Source organism: Micromonospora sp. KLBMP9576 (assembly GCF_050941805.1).
Classification (GTDB): domain Bacteria; phylum Actinomycetota; class Actinomycetes; order Mycobacteriales; family Micromonosporaceae; genus Micromonospora.
Genome location: NZ_CP194567.1, coordinates 4,715,701 through 4,740,724, shown reverse-complemented (window position 1 = coordinate 4,740,724; position 25,024 = coordinate 4,715,701). Strand labels below are relative to the sequence as shown.

Here is a 25,024-nt window from a genome sequence, read left to right as displayed (position 1 = left end):
GCGGTCGCGGCACACCCCGCCCGAGCCGCTCGTCCGTCGCCGGCGGGCGGTCGCGTCGCACCCCCGCCGTAGGTTGCGGGGGTGAACCGGACGGACCGCCTCTACGCCCTGGTCGAGGAGCTGCGTGCCGTGTCGCCACGGCCGCGCAGCGCCCGCTGGCTCGCCGACCGTTTCGAGGTCAGCACCCGCACCATCGAGCGGGACATCGGCGCCCTGCAACAGTCGGGGGTGCCGATCTGGGCGGAGCAGGGCCGCACCGGTGGCTACGCGCTCGACCGGGCGCGCACCCTGCCGCCGGTCAACCTGACCCCCGTCGAGGCGGTCGCCATGGCGGTGGCGTTGCACCGGATGCGCGGCACGCCGTTCGCCGCCTCGGCCGGCACCGCACTGCGCAAGCTGCTCGCCGTGCTGCCCGCCGCCGACGCCGCCGAGGCGCAGCGGCTCGCCGCCCGGGTGCACCTGATCGGCGACGGGCCGGTGACGCCCGTCCCGGCCGCCGTCGCCGACGCGGTGCGCGCGCGGCGCGTGCTGCGCATCCGGTACGCCGACCGCGCGGGCGCCGGCTCGCTGCGTGACGTGGAGCCGTTGGGCTACCTCGGCAACCCCCGGCACTGGTACCTGCTGGGCTGGTGCCGGCTGCGCCACGGCGTGCGCGCCTTCCGCACCGACCGGATCATCTCCGTCGGCACGTTGGCCGAGCGGGTGCCGGAGCGGGAGCTGGCCCCCGGCGACCTCGACATCCCCGGGGAACGGATCCGCCGCCTCAGCCTGGTCTGAGGAGGCCGCCCGCTGCCCGACCGCGTGCCGGGGTGTCCCCTCGCGGCGGTCTCCCGGGCAGGCCGTGGCCGCCTCCTGCCCCGGGACGACCCCGTGCGCAAACACCGACAGGACGGTGTCGCGGACACCGTCGAGGCTGACTCCTGACGGCGTCGGCCGAGCGGCCGGCGTACGAACGGGAGGCGACACATGTCCACGATCAGCAACGCGGTCACCTGGTTCGAGGTCGGCACCGACCGGCCGGAGGAGACCGAGCGGTTCTACACGGACCTGTTCGGCTGGGTGTTGCGCGAGCAGGGCACGCCGGGGGCGTCGTACCGGGTGGCGGAGCCGGGGCCGGAGGGTTCCATCCAGGGGGCGATCCGGGACACGGGCGGGGCGAGCCCGAACTACGCGGTCTTCTACGTGCAGGTCGCCGACGTGGCTGACACGCTGCGGCGGGCGGTGGCGGCCGGCGGTCGCGTGCTGGTGCCGACGAGGTCCAACGACGACGGCATCACCCTCGCGCACCTGGCCGACCCGGTCGGCAACCACTTCGGCGTGTTCTCCCCGCCGGCGGCCTGACACCCCGCGCGTGGTGGCGGATCGGGGCGCGCCGGCGACCTGAGCCGGGTTGCCGATGGTGGCCGGGTGGCGGTCGTGGGTGGGTGGCGGTCGTGGGTGGCCTGAGCCGCGTCGTCCGCCCCGGCGTGGGTGCCGGGGCGGACGACGTGCGGTCACCTGCCGGCCGGGCCGCCCTGCCCGCCCGGGCCGGTGAAGACGCCGGCCTCGGCGGCGGCGGTGACGGCGTCGGCCTGCTCCTGGGTGAGCTTGCCGTCCTCGACGGCCTGCGTCAGGCGCTCCTTCAGCGCGGCCTGCCGGTCCGTGGCGTCGCCCCTGTCGTCCTTGCCGGGCCGCTCGCCCTTCTGGCCGTGCCCGCCCTTGCCGGCGTGCTCGCCCTTGCCGGGCCGGTCGGCCGGCCTGTGCTCCTCGTGCAGCTTCTCCAGCGCCGCCGTCACCTTGTCGGTGTCGACGCCCAGCTCCTCGGCCAGCTTTCCGGCGAACTCCGCCTGGCGGTCGGCCCGCTGCTGCTGACGCTCGTCGCTCCCGTTCTCGCTGGCGCTGGCGCTCGGCGCCGGGGTGGCGCCGTCGGCGAACGCGACGGTCGGGGCCGCGATCCCCACGCCGAGTACGCCGGCTGCGGCCAGCCCGGCCAGCAGGTGCTTCTTGCTCATCGTGCGGGACATGCCGTCCTCCAGCTCGTCGTTGTTCGGTGCGATGACCTCACCGACAGTGACGAGCCGGGCTGAGGGGAGGCCGTGGCGACCCTGTCAGCCGGCTGGCAATCTGACCCGGCGAGCCGGACAAACGGGTTGCCGGCGCGCACTGGGGCGGTGAAAGTGTGCTTTCGGCGGGCCCCGCGGGGCGAAGCAGGTGACGGAAGGTGACTCCTCTTGACGACCGAACCGAAGATCCGGGAAGTTCCGCTGACGGGTGCCGGCGCCGGCCCGTACGGCATCACCGTCGGTCCCGACGGCGCGCTGTGGCTGACGCTGGTCCACGCCGGCGAGATCGCCCGGGTGGGCGCGGACGGCGAGGCGCGCACCTGGCCGGTCGCGGCGGGCAGCCGGCCGTTGATCATTACCTCGGGCCCGGACGGGGCCCTGTGGTTCACCCGCTCCGGCGACGACCGGATCGGCCGGATCACCACCGACGGCGAGCAGAGCGCCGTCGCGCTCCCGCCCGGCACCGGCCCCTGCGGCATCGCCGTCGGCCCCGACGGCGCCCTCTGGTACGCGGGGATGAGCTCCGACACCGTCGGCCGGGTCACCACCGGCGGGCAGGTGACAAGTTTCCCGCTGCCGGTGAGCGGCGGCTTCGCCTCGATGGTGGCCGCCGGCCCGGACGAGGCCGTCTGGTTCACGCTCAACCAGGCGGACGCGGTGGGCCGGATCGACCCGGACGGCGCGGTGAGCCTGCACCCGCTGCCGACGCGGGAGGCGGCGCCGGTCGGCATCACCGCCGGGGTGGACGGGGCGCTCTGGTTCGTCGAGATCGGCGCGGGTCAGCTCGGCCGGATCACCCCGGACGGGCGGCTCGACGAGTACCCGCTGCCGGACCGGGCGGCCCGGCCGCACGCGATCGTCGCCGACCCGGCCGGCGGCTGCTGGTACACGGAGTGGGCCGGCAACCGCATCGGTCACGTCGCCCCGGACGGGGCGATCACCACCCACGACCTGCCGACCCCGGCGTCGGAACCCCACGGCCTCACGATCGCCCCGGACGCCACGGTCTGGGCCGCCCTGGAGGTGGGCGCCCTGGCCCACCTGACCCCCTGACCACCCGCGTCCCGGGGCCAGCGGGGTCAGCGGACGGCGGGGGCGATCGTGAGGGTGGCGGTCTGGGTGTCCAGGGTGGCCTCGGTGCCCACCGGGACGGTGAGCTGGCCGGGGCCGTGGCCGATCGGGAGGCCGCCCAGGACGGGGACGCCGAGGTCGCCGAGGCGCTCGGAGAGCACGTCCGCGGCGCCGACCGACCACCCGTCGGCGCAGTCGGTGAACTGCCCCACCGCCACCCCCGCCAGCCCGTCCAGCACCCCGGCGCGGCGGAGCTGGGTGAGCATCCGGTCGACCTTGTAGGGCGGTTCCTGCACGTCCTCGATGAGCAGGACCGCCCCGGTCAGGTCGGGCATGTCGGGGGTGCCCAGCGACGCCGCGATCAGGCAGAGGTTGCCGCCCAGCAGCGGGCCGGTGGCCCGGCCGGGCACGCGTACCGCGAAGGTCTCCTCCTCGGCGACGGGGCTCACCGTGACCGGTTCGGTGGTCATCAGGGCGGCGCGCAGCGACTCGGCCGAGCGCAGCGGGGTGCGTTCGTCCAGCCAGGCCGCCCCGGGGCCGTGCACGCCGGCCAGCCGGGCGCCCCGCCAGAGCGCGAACTGCACCGCGGTGATGTCGGAGAAGCCGGCGACCACCTTCGGGTCGCGGCGGACGGCGGCCATGTCGATCGCGTCGACGATGCGCTGGGCGCCGTAGCCGCCCCGGGTGCAGATGACCCCACGCACCTCGGGGTCGGCGAACGCCGTGTTCAGGTCGGCGGCGCGCAGCGCGTCGGTGCCGGCCAGGTAGCCCTGCCGGGCGTACGCGTGCGGTGCCAGCACCGGCCGCAGCCCCCAGCCGGTGAGCAGCTCGACGCCCCGGGCCACCCGCTCCGGCCTCGTCGGTCCGGACGGCGACACCAGCATCACGGTGTCGCCGGGGCGCAGCACCGGCGGGCGTACGGCGGGTGCGGTGGGGGTGCGGTCGGCCACAGCGGCAGAGCCTAGCCGCGGCGGTTCGGGTCGCCACGTCCCGGTCGGCCCAGTCCGCCGACGGTGTGACGGGCGCGACGACGTCGATGGGTCACCGCCGGGTTGAGCGGGAGCCCCCGCACTACGCCCCGGGTGCCGCGGGAGTGGTCGGGGCCACCCCGGCCGGCGGGTGGGGCGCCGCGTCGTGGAGGCGTTCCGGGGCGCGTCGGCGGGACCGGCTAGCCTCGACGTCGTGGCTACCGCGCTGGTGATCGAGAACGACCCGACCGACGACGCCCGGCGGCTGGGTGAGTGGCTGACCGAGGCGGGCCTCGACCTGTGGGTGGTACGCGCCCACGCCGGTGACGAGATCCCCGCCGATCTGACGGGATACTCCGCGCTGGTGGTGCTCGGCGGCGCACTGGCGCCGTATCCGCTGCCGGACGGCTCGCCCGGCGCGCCCTGGCTCCCGGCGCTGGAGGGGCTGCTGCGCAAGGCCGTGCGGCACCGGGTGCCGACGCTCGGCATCTGCCTCGGCGCGCAACTGCTCGCCACCGCGCACGCCGGCGAGGCCGCGCGCAGCCCGAGCGGCCCGGAGGTCGGCCCGACCGTGGTCGGCAAGCGGGACGCCGCCGACACCGACCCGCTGTTCCGTTACGTCCCGCTGATGCCCGACGTGTTCCAGTGGCACGCCGACGAGATCACCGTGCTGCCCCGGGGCGCCACCCTGCTGGCCGCCTCCACCCGCTACCCGCACCAGGCGTTCCGCCTCGGCGACCGGGCCTGGGGGCTGCAGTTCCACATCGAGTGCGACACCGCGATGATCGCCGACTGGGCCGTCGACTCGGCGCTGGTGGCGGAGCTGGGCTACGACCCCGACCTGGTGGTGGCGGCCTGCCACGACGTGATGGTCGACGTCGAGGAGGTCTGGCAGCCGTTCGCCGCCCGGTTCGCCGCGCTGGCCCTCGGTGAGCTGGACGACGCCGCGCCGCGCCGCAGCCTGCCGCTGCTCGGGCAGGGATGAGCCGGCCGGCCAGAGCCACGGGCCGGCTCGCCCGCTACGGCTTCAACACCGACGGCGTCGGTGTGGTCCGTGCCGCCGACCTGCTGGGCCCGGACGGGCTGGGGCTGTGGCGGCCGGAGGTGCAGGAGCCCACCGACGAGCGGGCCGCGGAGCTGCTGGCCGCGCTCTCCCGGGCCGCCGACCCGGACCTGGCGCTGCGCCAACTGCACCGCATCGTCGAGGCCGAGCGGCGCGGCGCCCCGGAAGGCGCGGCGTCCGCGCTGCTGGTCGCGCTCGCGGACGACCCCGGCCTGCGCCGCCGGCTGATCGCCGTCCTCGGTGCCTCCGCCGCGCTCGGCGACCACCTGGTCGCCAACCCCGATCACTGGCCGGCCCTGCGCACCGCCCCCGACGGGTTGGCGCCGACCGCTGAGGGGCGGCTGGAGCTGTCCGGCGACGGGCCGCCGGTGGCGGTGCTGCGCAGCGCGTACCGGCTCGCCCTGCTGCGCATCGCGGCGGCCGACCTGACCGGCGGCCGGGTCCTGGAGCAGACGATGGGCGCGCTCTCCGCGTTGGCCGACGCGACCCTGGCGGCGGCGTACGAGATCGCGGTCGGCGAGCTGCCGGCGGGCACCGACCGCCCCCGGCTCGCCGTCGTGGCGATGGGCAAGTGCGGCGGCGACGAGCTGAACTACGTCTCCGACGTGGATGTGATCTTCGTGGCCGCGGAGGACGACGACCTTCCCGCGGCGACCCTGGTCGCCACCCGGCTGATCCACGTCTGCGGGCTGGTCGCCTGGCCGGTCGACGCCGCCCTGCGCCCGGAGGGCAACCGGGGGCCCCTGGTGCGGACGCTGGCCAGCCACCTCGCCTACTACCGGCGTTGGTCGCGCACCTGGGAGTTCCAGGCCCTGCTCAAGGCCCGGCCGGCGGCCGGCGACCTGGCGCTGGGCCGGGAGTGGATCGACCAGCTCGCCCCGCTGGTGTGGCGGGCCGCCGAGCGGCCCGAGGCCGTCGAGGACGTCCGCGCCATGCGGCGCAAGATCATCGACAACATCCCGCCGAAGGAGCAGGAGCGCGAGATCAAACGCGGGCCGGGGGGCCTGCGCGACATCGAGTTCGCCGTGCAACTGCTGCAACTCGTGCACGGCCGGGGCGACGAGTCGCTGCGGGTGCCCGGCACCATCCCGGCGCTGCGGGCCCTGGTCGCCGGCGGCTACGTCGGCCGGGCCGACGGCGAGGCGCTGCTGCGCGGCTACCGCTTCCTGCGCGGCGTCGAGCACCGCCTCCAGCTCCAGGGGCTGCGCCGCACCCACACCGTGCCGACCGACCCGGCCGCGCTGCGCTGGCTGGCCGCCGCGCTGGGCCACACCGCCACGCCGGGCCGCAGCGCCGTCGAGGAGTTCCGCGCCGAGTGGGTCACCCACGCCGCCGAGGTACGCCGCCTGCACGCCAAGCTGCTCTACCGGCCGCTGCTGGAGTCGGTCGCCCGGGTGCCGGCCGACGGGCTGCGACTGACCCCCGAGGCCGCCCGGCACCGGCTGGAGATCCTCGGCTTCGCCGACCCCGCCGGGGCGCTGCGTCACCTCCAGGCCCTCATCGGCGGGGTGAGCCGCACCGCCGCCATCCAGCGCACCCTGCTGCCGGTGCTGCTCAGCGAGTTCGCCGACGCCCCCGAGCCCGACCGTGGCCTGCTCAACTACCGGCAGGTCTCCGACTCCCTCGGCAGCACCCCCTGGTACCTGCGCCTGCTGCGCGACTCCGGGCCGGTGGCCCGCCGGCTGGCCCGGGTGCTCTCCTCGTCCCGGTACGCCGCCGACCTGCTGGCCCGCGAGCCGGAGGCGCTGCGGATGCTCGCCGAGGAGAGCGAGCTGACCCCCCGGCCCAAGGGCGTCCTCTGCGAGGGCTTCGCCGCCGCGGCGGCCCGGCACGGCGACCCCGTCGAGGCGACCCGGGCGATCCGCGCGTTGCGCCGCCGGGAGCTGGTCCGGATCGCCTGCGCCGACCTGCTGAGCCGGGCCGGTTCGTTGGCTCCGGCGCCGCCCCGGCCCGACGGCGGGCGGGCGGTGCCGGGCCTCGCCGACGTGACCGCCGTCGGCACCGCCCTGGCGGGTGTCACCGACGCCACCCTGGCCGCCGCGCTGCGGGCCGTCCGGGCGGCCCGACCGACCGTGCCGGGGCTGCGCTTCGCCGTGATCGGCCTGGGCCGGCTCGGCGGGTACGAGTCGAACTACCTCTCCGACGCCGACGTGCTCTTCGTCTACGACGCGCCGCCCGACGCGGGCGACGGCGCGGCCGGTGCCGCCCGCGCGATCGCCGAGGAGCTGCGCCGACTGCTCGCCATGCCCGCGCCCGACCCGCCGCTCGGCGTCGACGCCGACCTGCGCCCCGAGGGCCGGCAGGGCCCGCTGGTGCGCAGCCTCGCCGCGTACGCGCAGTACTACGCCCGTTGGTCGAAGGTGTGGGAGGCGCAGGCGCTGCTGCGGGCCCGGTTCGTCTGCGGTGACGCCGACCTCGGCGCGCAGTTCGAGGCGATGGCCGATCCGGTGCGCTATCCGGCGGACGGGCTGACCCGCGAGCAGGTGGTGGAGATCCGCCGGATCAAGGCGCGGGTGGAGCACGAGCGGCTGCCCCGGGGCGCCGACCCGGCCACCCACACCAAGCTGGGGCGGGGTGGCCTCGCCGACGTCGAGTGGGCGGTGCAACTGCTCCAGCTCCGGCACGCCGGGGCGGTGCCGGCGCTGCGCGGCACGCGTACGCTCGACGCCCTCGCGGCGGCCCGGGAGGCGGGCCTGGTCGACCCGACGGACGCCACCGAGATGGCGGCGGGCTGGACGCTTGCCGCACAGGTCCGCAACGCGCTGATGCTGGTCCGGGGCCGGGCCGGCGACCAGCTGCCCCGGCACGGCGTCGAGCTGGCCGGGGTGGTCCGGCTGCTGGGCCGCGACGATCCGGGCGAGTTCCTCGACGAATACCTGCGCACCTGCCGCCGTTCCCGCTCGGCCATGGAACGCGTGCTCGACTCCTGACCCGGCGCGGCCGGCCCGCCGAACGGCCCGGCCGCCGCCGGGGACTACCGCGTGCGGCGCACGAGCACCACGTGGTCGACCAGCTCGCCGGTCTCGCCGTGCGGGCCGGTGGCCTGGCGGCGCGGGGCGTCGAGCCGCTCGGTGTCCCACCGGTCGGGGTCGAGGTCGAGCACGGCCAGGGTCTCGCTCGGGGTGGAGAAGCGCGCGTGCGCGTGGTCGTGCCGTCCCCACGGCGGCACCTCGCCGTGCTCGACGATGAGCAGCCGGCCGCCGGGGGCCACGGCCCGGGCCGCCGACTGGAGCAGCTGCGCCCGGGGCAGCTCCAGCGGCGACTGGAGGAACTGCGCGGAGACCAGGTCGTACTCGCCCGGCGGGAAGGTCCGGGTGAGGTCGTGCCGGCGGAACTCGATGCGGGACTCGACCCCGGCGGCGGTCGCCTCCTCGGCCGCCCGGGCCAGGGCGGTCTCGGCGACGTCGACGGCGGTCACCCGCCACCCCCGCCCGGCCAGCCAGATGGCGTCGGCGCCCTCGCCGCAGCCCAGGTCCAGCACGGTGCCGGCCGGCAGCGGCGTGGCGACCTCGACCAGGATCGGGTTCGCCCGGCCGCTCCAGACCCGCTCGTTGCGTCCGTAGTGCTCCTCCCAGAACCGCGCGGTCTCGTCGCCCACGTCCGGCTGCCCGGGCTGGCCGGCGCTCGCCGTGGGGTCGTGCCGGTGTCCTGCGGTGTCGTGGTGCCGCACGTCTCGTCCTCCTGGTGTGCCGCCTGGGTGACCTGCCGGGCCGATCGTGCGCGCCGACGGCGCAGGGAGCAAGTAACGTTGCCGGATCGGCAAAAGTCGGCGCCGGTCAGCCGCCGAGCCGGTACTGCCCGGCACGCGGCACGGTCACCACCGTCCAGCCGCCGTCGGCGGCGACCGTGGCCCCGCCCGAGGCGGTCAGCCAGCGGCTGTGCCGCACGCGCACCGGCACCGTGCCGGCGGCGGGCGCCCGGAACGTCACCGAGGCGCCGTCCTGCGCCACCAGCTGGGCCGGGGGGCCGACGACCGGGGTCGGGTCGGTCACCGCCCAGACCCGCCAGTGCGGGCCGGACCAGACGGGCGTCAGGTACGGCAGCCCGCCCGCGACCAGCTCGGCCTCGGCCCGCCCGACCCAGGACAGCGGGGCGTCCGGCACCGCGACGAACTGCACGGCGTTGTCGGCGAGCCAGTCCCGGTAGCTCGCGGCGGTCAGCGGCACCCCTGTGCCGGCCGCCCCCGGCACGCTCGTGAAGAACAGCGGATTGCGGTCGATGTCGGCCTGTCGCAGCCAACCCCGGGCCAGCGGCACCTCGCCCAGCGAGGCGGCCTCCCAGTAGTTGCGGGTCGGCGGGACCTCCACCCGACCGGTGAGCCGCTGCCCGTCGAGGAACGCCCCCAGCGGCGCGAAGTAGGCCGCCCGGCTGGTCGGGTCGTCGACACTGCGCAGGTCGGCGGGGGACACCGGCGGCTGCCACCAGCACACGACCGCCAGCAGCACGGCCAGCGCGACCCCACCCCGGGCGGCTGAGGCGCGGTGGGCGGCGGACGACGCGCCGGGCCGGCGGCGCCGGGCGAGCCACGCCGTCAGCCCGGCCGGGGGGCGGGCGGCGGCGGCCAGCAGGGGCAGGGCGAACATGACGGCCAGCCGGGTGGCGTTCAGCCCGACGGGGGTGTGTGCCAGCGCCGCCGCCAGCACCCCGGCCGCCGAGAGCAGCGCCCCCACCCGCACCGGCCGGTACCCCACCAGCGCGGCGACGAGCAGGCTGGTCAGCACGGCGCGGACCGTGTCGGTGCGGCTGATGTTCATCCAGCCGCCGTCGCCGAAGAGCAGGGCGGTCACCCCGAGCGGCAGCGCGGCGGCGACGCCGAGCACCATGCCGTCGGCGTACCGGCGGGTCAGCAGCAGCGCCGCGCCGGCCAGGCCGACGAAGAGACCCGCCACGGGGCTGGTCGCCGACGCCAGCAGCGCCCCGGCCGCCGCCAGCCCGAGCCGCCCGAGCCGCCGACGCCGCACCCGCCCGGCCGCGCCGGCGTCGGCCGGCGCAGCAGGGCCGGCGTCGGCCGGGGCGTCCGGGCTGGCGTCCGTCTGCGGGGCCGCGACACGGGGGAGGGTGAGGGCGAGCAGCGCCCCGAGGCCGAAGGCCACCCCGAGGCCGTACGTCACCCGCCCCGAGACCAGGTTGCCGGCGATGGTGAGCACCCCGACCAGGCTGCCGAGCAGCGGGCGGGGCACGCCGGTGCGCACCAGCAGCGCCGCGAAGGCGGTGGCCGCCGCCACCAGGGCCAGCGCGCCGGTGACCCGCGCCCCGAGCAGCGCCATCACCGGCTGGGAGAGCAGGCTGTAGCCGAACTGCTGCACGCCGCCGTACCAGCGCAGGTCCACCGGGGCGAGGCCGTGGGCGGCGAAGAAGTCGGCCCGCGCGACCTGCGCGGCGAGGTCGGAGCCGGTCGCCGGGAGGGTGAGGTAGGCCACCGCGAGCAGCACGGCGGACGCGGCGGCCACCGCCACCACCCGACTGCGCCGCATGCCCACCTCCGTACCGCGACCACCGTACTGGCAGCATGTCCGGCGTGTCTCACCACCTCGCGCGCTGGCTCGGCCTCGCCGGCTCGACGCTGCTCGCCGTGGCCGCGTTCCTCGGCGGCGCGTTCCCCGGCGGCGACCTGCGCCCCAACCCGGTCAGCATCTGGCAGGGCCCGCACGGCCCGTTGATCATCGGCGCGTGGGCGGTGGGCACCGCCCTGATGTCGTACGCCTGGTGGGCGCTGCGCGACCGGGTGCCGTCGACCCGCTGGGCGCTGGTCACCGTCGGGCTCTGGCTGCTGCCGCTGCTCATCACGCCGCCGCTGGGCAGCCGGGACGTCTACGCGTACGCCTGCCAGGGCGCCAGCTACGCCGCCGGGCTCAACCCGTACGAGCAGGGCGTCTCGGCGCTGCCCTGCCCGTGGCTGGACACCATCTCCTACATCTGGCGGGACACCGCAGCCCCGTACGGGCCACTGTTCGTGCTGCTCGCCGGGGCGGTGGTCGAGGCGACCGGGTCGCTGGTCGGCAGCATCGTGCTGTTCCGGCTGCTCGCCGTGGCCGGGGTGGGGCTGGCTGCGGCCACCCTTCCGGTGCTGGCCCGCCGCTGCGGCGTACCGGGCGGCCGGGCGGTCTGGCTGGCGCTGGGCTCGCCGCTGGTCGGGGTGCACCTCGTCTCGGGGGCACACAACGACGCGCTGATGGTGGGGCTGCTCGTCGCCGGGCTGGCCGTGGTGGTGTCCCGGCCGGGTCGCCCCGGCCCGCTGCTCGCCGGGGGAGTGCTGCTCGGCCTGGCCACCGCGATCAAGGTGACCGCGCTGGTCGTGGTGCCCTTCGCCGCGCTGGCCGCGATCGTCGGGGCGTACTCGATCAGGGCGCTGGTGCGCGACGGCGGGTGGGTGGTCGGCGGGGCGGTCGCCGCCGTGGTCGGCGCGACCCTCGTCACCGGCCTGGGCTTCGGCTGGGTGACCGGGCTGGAGCAGGGCGGTCTGGTGATCGCCTGGACGTCGCCGCCGACGGCGGTGGGGCAGACCGTCGCCTACCTCGCCGCGCCGTTCGGCTGGCACGGCGACCCGCTGCCGGTCACCCGGGGGATCGGCATGGCGGCGCTGGCGCTGGTGCTGCTCTGGCTGTGGTGGCGGGCCCGCCACCGGGAGCCGATCTGGCACGCCGGCGTGGCGCTGGCCGCCACCGTCGCGCTCGCCCCGCTGTTCCACCCCTGGTACTGGACCTGGCCGCTGGCCGTGCTCGCCGCCTCGGCGCGGCGCACGGGCTGGTTCGCGGTGGTGACGATCGTCTCGGCGTTCCTGGTGCTCGCCGACGGCACGGGGCTGGCCCGCTACACCAAGACCGTCGGTGCGCCGCTGATGACGCTGTTGGTGATCGTGGTGGTGGTCCGCTTGGTACGGTCGGCTCGGGCGGCCCGCCGACCGGCCGCCGTGGACTGAGGAGAGGGCCGCCGGTGACCGCGTCGCCGGGCACCCCGCAGCCTGACCCTTCGCCGGGCGCTGCCCGGCTCGCCCGCTACGCCGGGCTGGCCGGGGCGGTGCTGCTGGCCGTCGCCGGCTGGCTCGGCGGCGCGCTGCCCCGGGCCGCTCCTGTGCCGGACCCCTGGGACGAGCCATGGACCGTCGCGCTGTGGCTGGCCGGCACCGGGCTGCTGGTCGGCGCCTGGTGGGCGCTGCGCCGGGGCGCGCCGTCGACGCGGTGGGCGTACCTGACCGCCGGGCTGTGGGCGCTGCCGCTGCTGGCCACCCCGCCGCTGGGCAGCCGGGACGTCTACTCGTACGCCTGCCAGGGCTGGACGTACGCGCACGGCGTCGACCCGTACGCCACCGGTGTGGCCGAGGCCGGCTGCCCCTGGGTGGACGCGGTCGCGCCGATCTGGCGGGACACGCCCGCGCCGTACGGGCCGTTCTTCGTGCTGCTCGCCGCGCTCGCCGTGACCCTCGGCGGCGGCCTGGTCGGCGCGATCGTGGCGTTCCGGCTGCTCGCGGTCGCCGGGGTGCTGCTGGCCGCCGCCTGCCTGCCGGGGCTGGCCCGGGCCACCGGTATGCCCGCCCGCCGGGCGGCCTGGCTGGCGCTGGCCGGCCCGCTGGTCGGGGTGCACCTGATCGCCGGCGCGCACAACGACGCGGTGATGCTCGGACTGCTCCTGGCGGGCCTGCTGCTGCTCGTCCGCCGCCCCGGCCGGCCCGGCCCGCTGCTGCTGGCCGGGGCGCTGCTGGGGCTGGCGGTGACCGTGAAGGCCACCGCCGTGGTGGTGCTCCCGTTCGCGGCGCTGGCCGCCGTGCCCGGCCGCCACACCGTCCGGGCGCTGCTGCGCGCCGGCGGCTGGCTGGCCGGCGGGGTGCTCGGCGCGGTGGCGGTCACCTCGCTGCTGTCCGGCCTCGGCCTCGGCTGGATCGGCGGGCTGACCCGCAGCGGCGACTCCGAGCAGTGGACGTCCCCGCCGACGGCGGTCGGCTTCGTGATCGACTACGCCGGCGGGCTCGTGGGCCGGGAGCCGGGCGCGGTGCCGGCGACTCGGGCGGCGGCGCTGCTGCTGCTCGCCGTGACGGTTGCGGCGCTGTGGTGGCGGGCCTGGTCGGAGCCGCGCCGCCTGGACGCCGCCCGCCTGGACGCCGCCCGCCCTCGGGTCGCCCTGCTCGGGGCCGGGCTGGCGTTGGTCGCCACGGTCGTGCTCGCGCCGGTCTTCCACCCCTGGTATGCCACCTGGCCGCTGGCGCTGCTCGCGGTCGCCGCGAGGCGGACCACCTGGTTCGTGGCGCCCTGCGCGGCGGCGGCCCTCCTCGCCCTGCCCGACGGCGCCAACCTGGCCCGGTTCAGCAAGGCCCCGGGGGCGCTGGCGATGACGGCGCTGGTGCTCGGGCTGGCGGTGTGGGGCCTGCGACTGGGCCGCCCCGGTGCCGCGCGTTCCGGCTGACGCCCCTGTCCGGCTGGCGGATTCGTGCCGACACTCCGGCGGGCGGGCCGTTGCGGCCTGGCGGGTTCGTGTCGGGTTCCGGCCGGCGGTGTGGCAGCGGCTCATCCCGCCGGACCGGGAGGAACTCGTCTGCCACAACGACGTGGCCCCCTGGAACCTGATCAGGGCGGACCGGGGCTGGGTCCTGATCGACTGGGACGGCGCCGCGCCGGGCTCGCGGCTCTGGGACGTCGCGTACGCCGCGCAGAGCATGGCCGGCCTGCGCCCGGCCCGGCCGGTGACCGAGTCGGCGGCCCGGCTGCGTGCCTTCGCCGACGGCAACCGCCTGGACGAGGCGTCCCGCCCGGCCCTGGCCGTCACGCTGGGCCGTCGCGCCCGGGCCATGTACGACCTGCTGCGGGAGGGTGCGGAACAGCGGCGCGAGCCGTGGGCCCGGATCTGGACCGAGGACGGCCCGTACTGGCTGGCCACCGCCGACCACCTCGACGCCCACACCGAGGCATGGGAGACCGCCCTGGGCTGACCGCCCCGCCGCCGCGCGAGCGGTCTCGCGGCGAGCGCCGATCCGCGCCACCACCCGCCGCCGCGGCTCGGCCGGGGCGAGTGGAACGCCATGGTTGTCAAGACCTGCCGGTGACACCCACGGCGTTCCACCGGTCGCGCGGATGCCGCCGCTGCGGTCTAAGGGACCCGTTCGGCGGTGTGTCCGCAGGTCGGGCAGCGGTCGCCGGATCGGGCCGGGCCGGGCCGGCGTATCCGCCCGCGCAGGGTGATCGTCAGCGGCAGCAGCGCGGGGCCGAGCAACCCGACCACGACGGCCGTCGCGGCGAGCGCGGCCCAGCCCGGGGTCGTTGCGCCGTGCAGGAGGCCGTCCGCCGCACCGGCCAGAATGTGCAGCGAGAGCAACCCCAGCGGGGTGACCAGGGTGGCCAACGCCCAGCCGCCCCGATGGTCTGCGCGCAGGGCCAGCCCGGCACCGAGCAGCAGCACCACGGCGAGTATCACCGCGGCAGCCCAGGGCAGGATCTGTCGCCCGACCCACTGGTAGGAGGTCGCGACGAAGTCGACCGGCGGTTGCAGGTTGAGCTGTGCGAACGCCGCGGCAGCGGCGGCGAGCAACGGCACGCTCCGCATCGGCGCCGGCAGCCGGTCGGGCAGAGCGAGCGCCACCAGGCCCAACCCGACCTGCGGCACCAGCACCAGAAGCGGCGGTCGGGGCAGGCCGGCGAGGGCGGCGACGGGCACCACCGCGAGGGTCAGCAGCATCGCGGCGGCGATGACGCGCCGTGCCCAGCGGGCGGGTGCGACGGCGTACGCCGCCGCGGCACAGAGCCAGGCGGCCCACACCGCGACGCCGATCGAGACGAACGGTCCGACCGTCCGTACACCCCAGGCGGCCGGTGGCGGACGCAGCTCCAGCACCGACCAGGCCCCCGCCAGGGCGGTCGCGGTGAGGAAGGCGAGGACGGCGGCGAGGCGTACGCCGGGGATCAGGTCGTCGGCCCCGGCGGCCCGCAGCCGCTGGCGCAGCCCGCCGCGCAGGAGGTCCGCGGCGTCCGCCGGCGAGGGCCAGCGCCGGCCCGGCCCGGCCAGGTCGAGGTAGGTGCCGACGATCTCCGCGCCGCGCGCCCGCCGGTATTCGGCCGGGTAGGCCCGCAGCAGGCGCTGGTAGCGCCGCTCCAGCCCGCTCACGCCAACCCCCCGGCGGTACGCGGGGCGAGCGGTCGGGCCGCGCGGGCGCGCAGCCGGGCGGTGGCCGCCTCGACGTTGCGGCGCAGGCGCTCGGTCTCGGCGCTCAGCGTGGCGTCGCCGGCGGGGGAGAGGCGGTAGTAGCGGCGCAGCCGCCCGTCCACGACCTCCTCCCGGTCGGCCTCGACCAGGCCCGCGTCGGTCAGCCGGTCGAGTGCGCCGTAGAGGGTGCCCGGCCGCAGCGACACCCGCCCCTCGGAGAGGGCGGCGACCTCGCCGATCAGGCCGTAGCCGTGCATCGGCTCCCCGGCCAGCGCGGTGAGGATCAGGAAGGTCGGTTCGCGCAGCGGTGTGTCCACCCCCGCAATATAACGGACGCGAAGGTATCCGATGGCCGTTGCGCCCGGTGTTCCACCGGCCGCGCGAGTCGGCAGTGTCGACAAGGCGGTCTCGGCAGGGCGGTGTCGGCACGAAGGAAGGCCCCGGGCGGACCCGGGGCCTTCCTGTGGTTCTGCTGCGTCAGCAGTCGGAGTGCGTCAGCAGTCGTAGTACATGGCGAACTCGTGCGGGGTCGGGCGCAGGCGCACCGGGTCGACCTCGTTCGTCCGCTTCCACTCGATCCAGGTGGAGATCAGGTCGGGCGTGAACACCCCACCGTCGAGCAGGTAGTCGTGGTCGGCCTCCAGGGAGTCGAGCACCGCCGACAGCGAGCCGGGCACCTGCTTGACGTCGCCCCACTCCTCCGGCGGGAGGTCGTAGAGGTCCTTGTCGATCGGCGCCGGCGGCTCGATCTTGCTCTTGATGCCGTCCAGGCCGGCCATCATCATCGCCGAGAAGGCCAGGTAGACGTTGGCCGACGGGTCCGGCACGCGGAACTCGACGCGCTTGGCCTTCGGGTTGCTGCCGGTCACCGGGATGCGGGTGCAGGCGGAGCGGTTGCGCTGCGAGTAGACCAGGTTGACCGGCGCCTCGAAGCCCGGCACGAGCCGGCGGTACGAGTTGATGGTCGGGTTGGTGAACGCCAGCAGCGACGGGGCGTGGTGCAGCAGGCCGCCGATGTACCAGCGGGCCATGTCCGACAGGCCGGCGTAGCCGGTCTCGTCGTAGAACAGCGGCTCACCGTTGAGCCAGAGGCTCTGGTGGGTGTGCATGCCGGAGCCGTTGTCGCCGAAGAGCGGCTTCGGCATGAACGTCGCGGTCTTGCCGTTGGCCCAGGTCTCGTTCTTCACGATGTACTTGAAGAGCTGGAGCTGGTCGGCGGCGTGCAGCAGCGTCGAGAACTTGTAGTTGATCTCGGACTGGCCGGCGGTGCCCACCTCGTGGTGCGAGCGCTCGACGGTGAAGCCGCCGTCGATGAGCCGGCGCACGATGCTGTCGCGCAGGTCGGCGAGGTGGTCGACCGGCGGCACCGGGAAGTAGCCACCCTTGTACGGGGTCTTGTAGCCGCGGTTGCCGCCCGGCTCCTCGCGGCCGCTGTTCCAGGCGCCCTCGATCGAGTCGATGTAGTAGAACGACTGGTGCGCCGAGGTCTCGTGGCGGATGGAGTCGAAGATGTAGAACTCCGCCTCCGCGCCGAAGTAGGCGGTGTCGGCGATGCCGCTGGCGGCCAGGTACGCCTCGGCCTTCTTCGCCACGTTGCGCGGGTCCCGGCTGTAGGCCTCGCGGGTGAACGGGTCGTGGATGAAGAAGTTGAGCGCGACGGTCTTCTGCGCCCGGAAGGGGTCGATGAAGGCGGTGGCGACGTCCGGGAGCAGGAGCATGTCCGACTCGTGGATCGCCTGGAAACCGCGGATCGACGACCCGTCGAAGGCCAGGCCGTCGGTGAAGAAGGCATCGTCGACGGACTCGACCGGCAGGTTGAAGTGCTGCATCACGCCGGGCAGGTCACAGAAACGTACGTCGACGAACTTCACGTCCTCGTTCTTGAGGTATCGCAGGAGTTCCTCGGGATTGGCGAACACACGTCCTCCTGGCACGTCCACGGGTGGCTGGGCTCCTGGCGACGCTATGGCGACGCGGTTGCCCGGCCATGTCTTGAGTGTTTCTGCCGTGTTACGTCCCTCGCGGAGCGTCATCCGCGCCGCTCGGACGGCCCGGACCCCGCGACGGGACGCCGCCGGCCGTGCCATTGTATTGACACTTGCTCGCTTTCGCCCCTTTTCGCGCTCCGGGCCTGCCCGGAGCGCCGCCGGGCGGGCCACGTCGGCGGTTGCCCCGGCCTGCCTTGGACCGCCGCCGGGCGGGCCGCGCCGGTGGGTGCCCCCGGCCTGCCCGTACGCCCTGGATACCCTTGACCGTTGTGACGAACCCGCCTGATCGCCCCGTGCCGCCCGCGACGGATCCCGCCTTCACCCCGCCCAGCCTGGGGCGCCGCTTCGGCGCGCTGGTGATCGACTGGGTGCTCTGCCTGCTGGTCGCCATGGGCTTCGCCGACCCGGTCCGCGACGGGTGGGCGCCCGTGCTGGTGCTGATCGTCGAGTACGGCTTCTTCCTCGGCCTCTTCGCGCAGACGCCGGGCATGTTCATCACGAAGATCCGCTGCGTGGCCTGGGCCGACGGGGGCCGCATCGGCGTGCTGCGGGCCCTGCTGCGCGGTCTGCTGCTCGCCCTGGTCGTCCCGGCCCTGCTGATGGACGGCCACCGCCGTGGCCTGCACGACCGCCTCACGGGCTCCGTCATCACCGACGCCCCCCGCCCCTGAGCCGCGAGAAGCCGGGCCCGACGGGCCCGGCTTCTCCGGCGTACGCGGTGGGTCAGCGACCGCGCGACTGGCGGAACGCGCCACCCGCGGGGCGCATGTTCTTCGGGATCGCGCCCTTGGGCATCTGCGGTCGGGCGGTGAGCGCCTTGAGCCGCCTGTCCAGCGCGTTGACGTCCTTGCCGGTGAGGTTGCGCGGCAGCCGCATCAGGGTCATCCGCAGCTTGCGGATCGGCAGCTCGCCGTCCTCCTGGCCGATGACGTAGTCGAAGAGCGGGGCGGAGCCGATCACCTTCGCCAGCCGCCGCTTCTCCTGCCCCAGCAGGCTGCGCACCCGCTGCGGGTTGCCCTCCGCCAGCAGGATCACGCCGGGCCGGCCGATGACCAGGTGGATCATGTCCATCTGCGTGGTGGAACTGACCGCCGGGGTGACCCGCCAGTCGCCACGCATGTTCTCCATGATCTGGGCCGCCGCGCCGGGCTGCCCCTCGGCGGCGTTCATCATCGCCCGGTTGGACCGCAGGTTGAGCACGATCAGCAGGCAGAGCAGGGCGAACAGGATGCCCAGGGGCAGCCAGATCCAGCCCCAGAGCAGGACCGCGACCACGGTGAGCGCGAGCGGGATCAGCACCGCGCCGGTGGCCATCGGCGCGAACCACCGGTCCTGCTTGGCGGTGAACTTGAACACCATCCCGATCTGCTTCAGCCGCTGGCCGAACGAGACCTTCTCCTGGGGCTTTGCCATACCGCAGAGTCTAGTGGTCGCCGCGCGTCGCGTTGTTCGCGGCCGGGCTGAGTACCTTACGCCGCCGAGGCGGCGGTGCGGGGCACAGGTAAGGAGGGTCCGCGGACGAAGATCAGGCGGCGCACCGATGCTCCCGGGGGGCCTTCCGGCGCAGAGTCGAAGTCGACAGGGACGACGAGCTCAGGGAGCCACACATGTTCGGCAACGACGCGGACTTCATCCTCTCCATCCACCGTACGCACGCCGCCGAGCTGCGCGCCGAGGCCGCAGTCGACCGGCTCGCCCGGGCGCTGCCGCGCCGCAACACGCGCGCCTGGCTGAGTCGACGGCATCGCCCGGGACACGCCGGCGGCGCCACCCGGTGACCGCCCCAGCATCCCCGACGGTCGCCGCCCCGCCAGGCCACGAGCGCCCGCCGGCGGCGCTACCGATCGGCCCGGCGAGCGGCCCGGCGGTCCCGAGCGGCCCGGCGGTGCCGGCCGCGAGCCGCGCCCGGGGTCGCCCGCTGAGCGGCCGGTCAGCGGGGTCGGCGGCGTGGGACGTGGCATGCTCGGTGCCGTGACCGCACGCGCCGCCAGCACCGTCCTCGTGGGCCGCCAGCGGGAGCTGGCGGCCCTGCGGGACGCCCTCGCGCGGGCCCGCGCCGGAGAGCCCGCCACCGTCCTGGTCGGCGGCGAGGCCGGGGTGGGCAAGACCCGGCTGCTGGAGGAGTTCGGCCGCTCGGCCACCGGGGCCGGCGCGCGACTGCTGGTGGGCCAGTGTCTCGAACTCGGTGAGGCCGGCCTGCCCTTCGCACCGTTCGCCGCCGCGCTGCGGGCGGTGCTGCGCAGCGACGGCGCCGGCGTCTTCGACGGGTACGAGGCCGAGTTCGCCCGCCTCCTGCCGGAACTCGCCCGGGGGCCCGGCGGCGTCGCCGCACCCGCCCCGGCGGCGCTCTCGGACACCCCGCGCGGCTACCTGTTCGACCTCGTCGCCGAGCTGTTCCAGCGGCTCGCCGCCGGGCAGCCCCTGGTGCTGGTGATCGAGGACCTGCACTGGGCTGACCGCTCCACCCGCGACCTGATCGCCTTCCTGGTGCGCGCCGCCCGCCCCGCCCGGCTGCTGCTGGTCTGCACCTACCGCACGGACGAGCTGCACCGCGGGCATCCGCTGCGGCCCTTCCTCGCCGAGCTGGACCGCGCCCGCGACGTCGAGCGGGTCGAGCTGGGCCGCCTCGACCGCGACGGCACGGGGGCGATCCTGACCGACCTGCTCGGCGGCGAGCCGCTCGCCCGCGCGGTCGACGACATCCACCAGCGCACCCAGGGCAACCCGCTCTTCATCGAGGAGCTGGTCGCGTCCGGCGGCCCAGCCGGCTGCGCCACCCTGCCGGAGACGCTGCGTGACCTGCTGCTGGCCAAGGTGGACCGGCTGCCCGACAGCGCCCAACGGGTGCTGCGCATCGCCGCCGCCGGTGGCACCCGCTTCGCCCACCAACTGCTCGCCGAGGTTGCCGGGCTGCCCGAGGCGGAGCTGGAGGACGCGCTGCGCGCGAGCGTCGCCGCGCAGCTCGTGGTGGCCGACCCGGAGGGCGACTACGAGTTCCGGCACGCGCTGGTGCGCGAGGCCGTCCACGACGAGCTGCTGCCCGGCGAGCACGCCCGGCTGCACGCCCGCTGGGCGGCGGCCGTCGAGGCCCAGCCGCACCTGGTCGCCGCCGGCCGCGCCCCGGCCGAGATCGCCCACCACTGGTACGCCGCCCACGACCACCCCCGCGCCCTGCTGACCGCCCGTACCGCGGCGTGCGCCGCCGCCGACCGGTACGCGTACGCGGAGCAGAGCCGGCTGCTGGAGCGGGTGCTGGAACTGTGGGAACTGGTGCCCGACGCCACCGACCGGCTCGACATGGACCACCTCGCGGTGCTGGAGGAGACCGTCGCGGCGGCCACCACCGCCGGCAACTACCAGCGCGCCCTCACCCTGACCCGGGCCGCGCTGGCCGAGGTGGACGTCGAGGCGGAGCCGCTGCGGGCGGCGCGGCTGCTGGACCGGCGCGGCCGGATGCTGGCGATGCTCGGCACCGGCGACGGCGTCGCCGAGCTGCGGGAGGCGTACCGGCTGTGCCTCGGGGCGCCGGACGGCCCGGAGCGGGTCCGGCTGCTCGCCGACGTCGCGGTGCAGTTGCTCCGGCTCGAACCCGAGCACGCCGGCCCGCTCGCGGCGGAGGCGGGCAGGGCCGTCGAGGCGCTCGACGACGGCCTGGAGCTGCTGCCGACCCGGATCGCCATCCTCAGCCGCACCGAACCCGCACCCGAACGCCGCCTGGCCGGGCTGCGCCTGGCCGAGGAGCGGGCCCGGGCCGCCGGCCACGCGCCGGCACTGGTGAGCACGCTCGTCCACCTTTCCGACGTGCTGTTCGAGCTGGGCCGCTACGCCGAGTCGGCGCAGACCGCCGCCGACGGGACGGTTGAGGCGCGGCGGGTGGGCATCAGCCGCTCCACCGGCGCGTACCTGCTCTCCAACCAGGCCGAGGCGCTGATCGCCCTGGGGCGCTGGGACGAGGCCGACGCCGCCTGCGCCGAGGCGGCCCGCATCGACCTGCCGGGCGTGTCCGGACTGCACTGGCTCCAGCTGCGTGCCGGCCTGCGGCTGGCGCGCGGGCACCGCGCCGCCGACGAACTGGTGGACCGCGCCCTGGCCTTCCTGGCCCGGCCCTTCCTGTGGCCGAACCACCGGCTGCCGTTGCGGGAGCTGCGGATAGAGGCCGCGCTGGCGGCGGACGACCCCGCCGAGGCGGTGCGCGCGGCGCACGCCGCGCTGGCCGACGAGCGCCTGCCGCAGCTTCCCCGGGAAGGCTGGCCGGTGCTCAGCGCCGTCGCCCGCACCGCCGCGCGCACCGGGGACAGCGCGCTCGCCGGCGAAGTGTCCGCGTTCGCCGCCGGCCTGCCGGCCCGCCATCCGGCCGAGCGGGCGCACGCCACCCAGGTGGCCGCCCTCCTCGGCCCGGACGGCGAGACCCTCGCGGCATGGCGTACGGCGGTGGCGGCGTGGCGGGCCGACGGGCAGCCGTACCCCCTCGGACGGGCGCTGCTGTCGTTCGCCGAGGTGGCTGCCGCGGCCGGGCGGCGGGACGAGGTGGCGGCGGCGGTCGCCGAGGTCGCCGTGCTGGCCGGTGGGCTGGGCGCGGCACCGCTCGCGGCGCAGGCCGCCACCCTGGCCCGCCGGGTCGGCCTGCGCGGGGCGACCGGGGGCCGCCCCGGCGCGGGCCTGCTCACCCGGCGGGAACGGGAGGTGCTGCTGCTGGTCGCCGAGGGGCACAGCAACAGCCGGATCGCCGAGCGGCTCTTCATCTCGCCGAAGACGGCCAGCGTGCACGTCTCCCGGATCATCGCGAAGCTCGGCGTGCGCAACCGCGTCGAGGCCGCCGCCCTGGCCCACCGCCTCGGCCTGCTCGGCGAACCCACCGCCCCGCGCTGACCGTCGTCGGCGCGTGTCGCGGTGCGGCGGGGGACCGGCCGGGCCTCGTCAGCGGCGGGGGAGGTAGATCCGCCAGCCGGGGACGGTGACCAGTTCCAGGGCGGCCGGTCCGGCGCGCCGGTGCTCGTCGAGGCGCGCGGCCAGCGGCGAGCCGTCCGGCGCGACCCAGGCCGGGGCGTGCGCGCCCCGCACCGCCCGGCGGTACGGCGGGTACCGGTCGTGCCCCGGGCGCAGGTCGTCGCCGACGACCGCGCAGAGCACGTCCTCCCCCGCTGGCGAAGATGAGCCGGTTGCAGGTCCAGTAGCCGCCGTACACGTGCCGGACGCCCCGCTCGCGTAGCGCCGCGACCAGGCCGGCGTGCCGGGCCTCGGCGGCGCGGGCCGCGGGGGCGGCGTCGAGGGCGCCGGCGGTGGCCACGGCGGCGGTGCCGAGCGTCGCCGCCAGCGTCACGACCGCCGTGACGCGCGTCGCGGCCCGCCCCGGTCGGGCCGTCCCGTCACGGGCCCCGGGCGTGCCCGGCGCGCAGGGGTGACGGGCGGTCGACCGGCGGGCCGCCGACCAGAGCGGCCAGAGCAGGGCCGGGACCGATATGAGCAGGCAGGACAGATACCGGGAACTCTCCACGGGGGTGCGCCCGGCGGCGCTGCTGGCGGCGTAGGCGGCGAGCGTGCCCACGGCGGCCCCGACGAGCGCGAGCCGGACCGCCGCGCCCGCAGATCTTGGAGCCTCGCCGTCGGCTCCGGCCGGCGACTTGTCGGCATCCGTGGCGGGCGGGGTGCGCAGGGTGCGCCAGGCCGCGAGGCCGGCCGCCGCCAGCAGCAGGGGGAGGGCGACCGCCCACCAGAGCTGGGCGGTCGTGCAGCGGCCCGGGGAGCAGAAGCCCATGCCCAGCGGCGGGCCGAGCACCAGCGCCCCGTGCAGCCGGTCCGCCCAGCCGGCGGGTTGCCCGGAGCCGCCGGCGGTGAGGACCGCCGCGAGCGGGTTGCGTCCCGTCGCCAGGCTGTGCGCCAGCAGCGGCCCGGCGCCGGCCAGCGCGGCGGCCCCGAGCAACGCGCCGGCCCGGCCGCGCAGCTCCCGCCAGCGGTACGCGAGAAGCACCGCGCCGGTCGCCGCCACGTACGGCAGCACCAGCGGGTCCACCCAGAGCATCAGCCCGGCCAGGAAGCCCCACGCCGCCCAGCGCGGCAGCCGGCGTCCCGGCCGGCCGGCCGCCAGGTCGTACGCCAGCACCGCGAGCGCCACCCCCGCCGCGTTCATCTCCGGGTAGCCGCCCCCGGCGATGAGCTGGTTCTTCACCACCCGGTCCGAGCCGAGCGCCAGCAGCACCACGACGAGCAGGGCGAACCAGCGGTCCCCGGTCAGCCGCAGCGTCAACCGCCAGGCGAGCACGACGAAGATCGCGTACAGGGCGAGGGTGGGCAGGCGCAGCCCGAGGGTCGACGGGCCGGCCAGCGCGAACACCGGCGCGGCCAGGTACGCCTCCAGGGTCCCCATGTACGCCTGGCCGTAGAACCAGACGGGGAACTCCTGGCCTCGGGAGATGTGCAGCGCGGCCAGCCCCATGGTGGCCTCGTCGCTGTTGGTCGGCGGCGCGTCGTGCAGCAGCAGGCCCAGGCGGTAGCCGATCCCGACCACGACGGCGAGCGCGGCGAGGAGCGTCGGCAGCGGGGGCCACCGGCCGGGCGGGAGCGCGGGACGCGAGTCACGTCGCTGCGTGCGTACCCCGGCGGTCATGCGCCGATCATGGCACCTGGCCGCCGGCCCGCGGTCGAGCGGTGCCGGCGCGTCGGTCGGGGTGGGTCAGGCGGCGGGGACGGTGGCGCCCGCGCGGGCGTCGAGTGCCTGCCGGTAGAGCCGGCCGGCGCGGTACGACGAGCGCACCAGCGGCCCGCTCATCACGCCCGCGAAGCCGATCTCCTCGGCCTCCTCGCGCAGCTCGACGAACTCCTCCGGCTTGACCCAGCGGGTGACCGGGTGGTGCCGGGGGGTGGGGCGCAGGTACTGCGTGATGGTGATCAGCTCGCAGCCGGCCTCGTGCAGGTCGCGCAGCGCCTGGGTGACCTCGGCACGCTCCTCGCCCATGCCCAGGATCAGGTTGGACTTGGTGACCAGGCCGTCGGCGCGGGCCTGCCGGATGACGTCCAGGGACCGCTCGTAGCGGAACGCCGGACGGATCCGTTTGAAGATCCTCGGCACGGTCTCGACGTTGTGCGCGAGCACCTCCGGCCGGGCGCCGAAGACCTCGGCGAGCTGCTCCGGGACCGCGTTGAAGTCGGGGATCAGCAGCTCGACGCCGCAGCCGGGCTGCAGGGCGTGGATCTGCCGGACGGTCTCGGCGTAGAGCCATGCGCCGCCGTCGGGCAGGTCGTCGCGGGCCACCCCGGTGATCGTCGCGTAGCGCAGGCCCATCGAGACCACCGACTCGGCGACGCGGCGCGGCTCGTCGGCGTCGAACTCGGCCGGCTTGCCGGTGTCGATCTGGCAGAAGTCGCAGCGCCGGGTGCACTGGTCGCCACCGATGAGGAAGGTGGCCTCCCGGTCCTCCCAGCACTCGTAGATGTTGGGGCAGCCGGCCTCCTGGCAGACGGTGTGCAGCCCCTCGCGCGAGACGAGCCCGCGCAGTTGGGTGTATTCCGGCCCCATCTTGGCCTTGACCTTGATCCATGGCGGTTTGCGCTCGATCGGTGTCTCGGCGTTGCGGGCCTCGATCCGCAGGAGGCGCCGCCCCTCGGGGGCGGGCGTCACCGTGCGCGCTGCCTGGCCGGTCGTCGGCGCGGAGTCCTCGATCGTCACAAAACCGAGCCTACGCCCGACGTCCGCCGTCGATGTAGCACAGGCGACCGGCGTCACCCCGGGAGTCTTGTGACGCCGGACACCGCAGGCGCTAAAAACCC

At 76.2% G+C, this 25,024-nt stretch carries 20 protein-coding genes and 1 pseudogene; 11 read left to right on the top strand and 10 right to left on the bottom strand.

The window, feature by feature from the left end; all coding sequences use genetic code 11:
• The first annotated feature begins 81 nt into the window (after window positions 1-81).
• Together ACQ452_RS20700 and ACQ452_RS20695 are read left to right on the top strand one after the other, a co-directional pair.
• Window positions 82-777 (top strand): helix-turn-helix transcriptional regulator, encoded by a 696-nt coding sequence (locus ACQ452_RS20700; protein WP_433386775.1) that lies wholly within the window; start codon window positions 82-84, stop codon window positions 775-777.
• Window positions 778-966: 189 nt separating this feature from the next.
• The gene (locus tag ACQ452_RS20695) at window positions 967-1,341 is read left to right on the top strand and encodes a VOC family protein (protein WP_433386774.1); all 375 of its coding nucleotides are present in this window, start codon (window positions 967-969) and stop codon (window positions 1,339-1,341) included.
• A gap of 152 nt (window positions 1,342-1,493) precedes the next feature.
• Here ACQ452_RS20695 and ACQ452_RS20690 read toward each other — a convergent pair whose 3' ends face one another.
• On the bottom strand, window positions 1,494-2,003 hold the full coding sequence (locus ACQ452_RS20690; protein WP_433386773.1) for a hypothetical protein: 510 nt from the start codon (window positions 2,001-2,003) through the stop codon (window positions 1,494-1,496).
• 207 nt (window positions 2,004-2,210) lie between these two features.
• Here ACQ452_RS20690 and ACQ452_RS20685 point away from each other — a divergent pair, with 207 nt between their 5' ends.
• On the top strand, window positions 2,211-3,095 hold the full coding sequence (locus ACQ452_RS20685; protein WP_433386772.1) for a Vgb family protein: 885 nt from the start codon (window positions 2,211-2,213) through the stop codon (window positions 3,093-3,095).
• A gap of 26 nt (window positions 3,096-3,121) precedes the next feature.
• Here the strand turns inward: ACQ452_RS20685 and ACQ452_RS20680 are convergent, their stop codons facing one another.
• On the bottom strand, window positions 3,122-3,997 hold the full coding sequence (locus ACQ452_RS20680; protein ID WP_433394281.1) for a S66 peptidase family protein: 876 nt from the start codon (window positions 3,995-3,997) through the stop codon (window positions 3,122-3,124).
• A 298-nt stretch (window positions 3,998-4,295) separates the two neighbouring features.
• On the opposite strand from ACQ452_RS20680, the gene ACQ452_RS20675 reads away from it, so the two are divergent.
• Both ACQ452_RS20675 and ACQ452_RS20670 read left to right on the top strand, forming a co-directional pair.
• On the top strand, window positions 4,296-5,066 hold the full coding sequence (locus ACQ452_RS20675; protein ID WP_433386771.1) for a type 1 glutamine amidotransferase: 771 nt from the start codon (window positions 4,296-4,298) through the stop codon (window positions 5,064-5,066).
• On the top strand, window positions 5,063-8,074 hold the full coding sequence (locus ACQ452_RS20670; RefSeq protein WP_433386770.1) for a bifunctional [glutamine synthetase] adenylyltransferase/[glutamine synthetase]-adenylyl-L-tyrosine phosphorylase: 3,012 nt from the start codon (window positions 5,063-5,065) through the stop codon (window positions 8,072-8,074). Before ACQ452_RS20675 ends, ACQ452_RS20670 begins: the two co-directional genes overlap by 4 nt.
• A 44-nt stretch (window positions 8,075-8,118) precedes the next feature.
• Here the strand turns inward: ACQ452_RS20670 and ACQ452_RS20665 are convergent, their stop codons facing one another.
• Together ACQ452_RS20665 and ACQ452_RS20660 are read right to left on the bottom strand one after the other, a co-directional pair.
• Window positions 8,119-8,814 carry a class I SAM-dependent methyltransferase gene (locus ACQ452_RS20665; RefSeq protein WP_433386769.1) on the bottom strand — a complete coding sequence of 232 codons (696 nt, stop codon included), beginning with the start codon at window positions 8,812-8,814 and terminating at the stop codon, window positions 8,119-8,121.
• A gap of 106 nt (window positions 8,815-8,920) precedes the next feature.
• Window positions 8,921-10,618 carry a hypothetical protein gene (locus ACQ452_RS20660; RefSeq protein ID WP_433386768.1) on the bottom strand — a complete coding sequence of 566 codons (1,698 nt, stop codon included), beginning with the start codon at window positions 10,616-10,618 and terminating at the stop codon, window positions 8,921-8,923.
• A gap of 44 nt (window positions 10,619-10,662) precedes the next feature.
• On the opposite strand from ACQ452_RS20660, the gene mptB (ACQ452_RS20655) reads away from it, so the two are divergent.
• The 3 genes from mptB (ACQ452_RS20655) (at window position 10,663) to ACQ452_RS20645 (ending at window position 14,064) form a co-directional block, all read left to right on the top strand.
• Entirely contained in the window at window positions 10,663-12,063 is a 1,401-nt protein-coding gene (mptB, locus tag ACQ452_RS20655) for a polyprenol phosphomannose-dependent alpha 1,6 mannosyltransferase MptB (protein ID WP_433386767.1), read from the top strand.
• 14 nt (window positions 12,064-12,077) lie between these two features.
• Entirely contained in the window at window positions 12,078-13,541 is a 1,464-nt protein-coding gene (gene mptB / locus ACQ452_RS20650; RefSeq protein WP_433386766.1) for a polyprenol phosphomannose-dependent alpha 1,6 mannosyltransferase MptB, read from the top strand.
• Window positions 13,542-13,629: 88 nt separating this feature from the next.
• Window positions 13,630-14,064 (top strand): phosphotransferase, encoded by a 435-nt coding sequence (locus ACQ452_RS20645; protein WP_433386765.1) that lies wholly within the window; start codon window positions 13,630-13,632, stop codon window positions 14,062-14,064.
• Window positions 14,065-14,222: 158 nt separating this feature from the next.
• On the opposite strand, the gene ACQ452_RS20640 is transcribed toward ACQ452_RS20645, so the two are convergent.
• From ACQ452_RS20640 to glnA, 3 genes are all read right to left on the bottom strand, one after another.
• Complete coding sequence (locus ACQ452_RS20640; RefSeq protein WP_433386764.1) at window positions 14,223-15,233, bottom strand: hypothetical protein; 1,011 nt, start codon at window positions 15,231-15,233, stop codon at window positions 14,223-14,225.
• Window positions 15,230-15,589 carry a PadR family transcriptional regulator gene (locus ACQ452_RS20635; RefSeq protein ID WP_433386763.1) on the bottom strand — a complete coding sequence of 120 codons (360 nt, stop codon included), beginning with the start codon at window positions 15,587-15,589 and terminating at the stop codon, window positions 15,230-15,232. Before ACQ452_RS20635 ends, ACQ452_RS20640 begins: the two co-directional genes overlap by 4 nt.
• Window positions 15,590-15,766: 177 nt before the next feature.
• Window positions 15,767-17,191, bottom strand: coding sequence for a type I glutamate--ammonia ligase (gene glnA / locus ACQ452_RS20630; RefSeq protein ID WP_433386762.1), 1,425 nt, complete (start codon window positions 17,189-17,191; stop codon window positions 15,767-15,769).
• A gap of 338 nt (window positions 17,192-17,529) precedes the next feature.
• Between glnA and ACQ452_RS20625 the strand changes: the two genes are divergently transcribed.
• Entirely contained in the window at window positions 17,530-17,931 is a 402-nt protein-coding gene (locus ACQ452_RS20625) for an RDD family protein (RefSeq protein ID WP_433386761.1), read from the top strand.
• 52 nt (window positions 17,932-17,983) lie between these two features.
• Here ACQ452_RS20625 and ACQ452_RS20620 read toward each other — a convergent pair whose 3' ends face one another.
• Entirely contained in the window at window positions 17,984-18,673 is a 690-nt protein-coding gene (locus tag ACQ452_RS20620; protein ID WP_433386760.1) for a DUF4191 domain-containing protein, read from the bottom strand.
• Between the two features lie 194 nt (window positions 18,674-18,867).
• Here ACQ452_RS20620 and ACQ452_RS20615 point away from each other — a divergent pair, with 194 nt between their 5' ends.
• Together ACQ452_RS20615 and ACQ452_RS20610 are read left to right on the top strand one after the other, a co-directional pair.
• Window positions 18,868-19,038, top strand: coding sequence for a hypothetical protein (locus ACQ452_RS20615; protein WP_433386759.1), 171 nt, complete (start codon window positions 18,868-18,870; stop codon window positions 19,036-19,038).
• 193 nt (window positions 19,039-19,231) lie between these two features.
• Entirely contained in the window at window positions 19,232-22,129 is a 2,898-nt protein-coding gene (locus ACQ452_RS20610) for a helix-turn-helix transcriptional regulator (RefSeq protein WP_433386758.1), read from the top strand.
• Window positions 22,130-22,177: 48 nt separating this feature from the next.
• Here ACQ452_RS20610 and ACQ452_RS20605 read toward each other — a convergent pair.
• Both ACQ452_RS20605 and lipA read right to left on the bottom strand, forming a co-directional pair.
• Window positions 22,178-23,864, bottom strand: a pseudogene (locus ACQ452_RS20605) (hypothetical protein).
• Window positions 23,865-23,930: 66 nt separating this feature from the next.
• A complete protein-coding gene (gene lipA / locus ACQ452_RS20600; protein ID WP_433386757.1) occupies window positions 23,931-24,923 on the bottom strand; it encodes a lipoyl synthase in 993 nt (330 codons plus the stop codon).
• Window positions 24,924-25,024 lie beyond the last annotated feature (101 nt).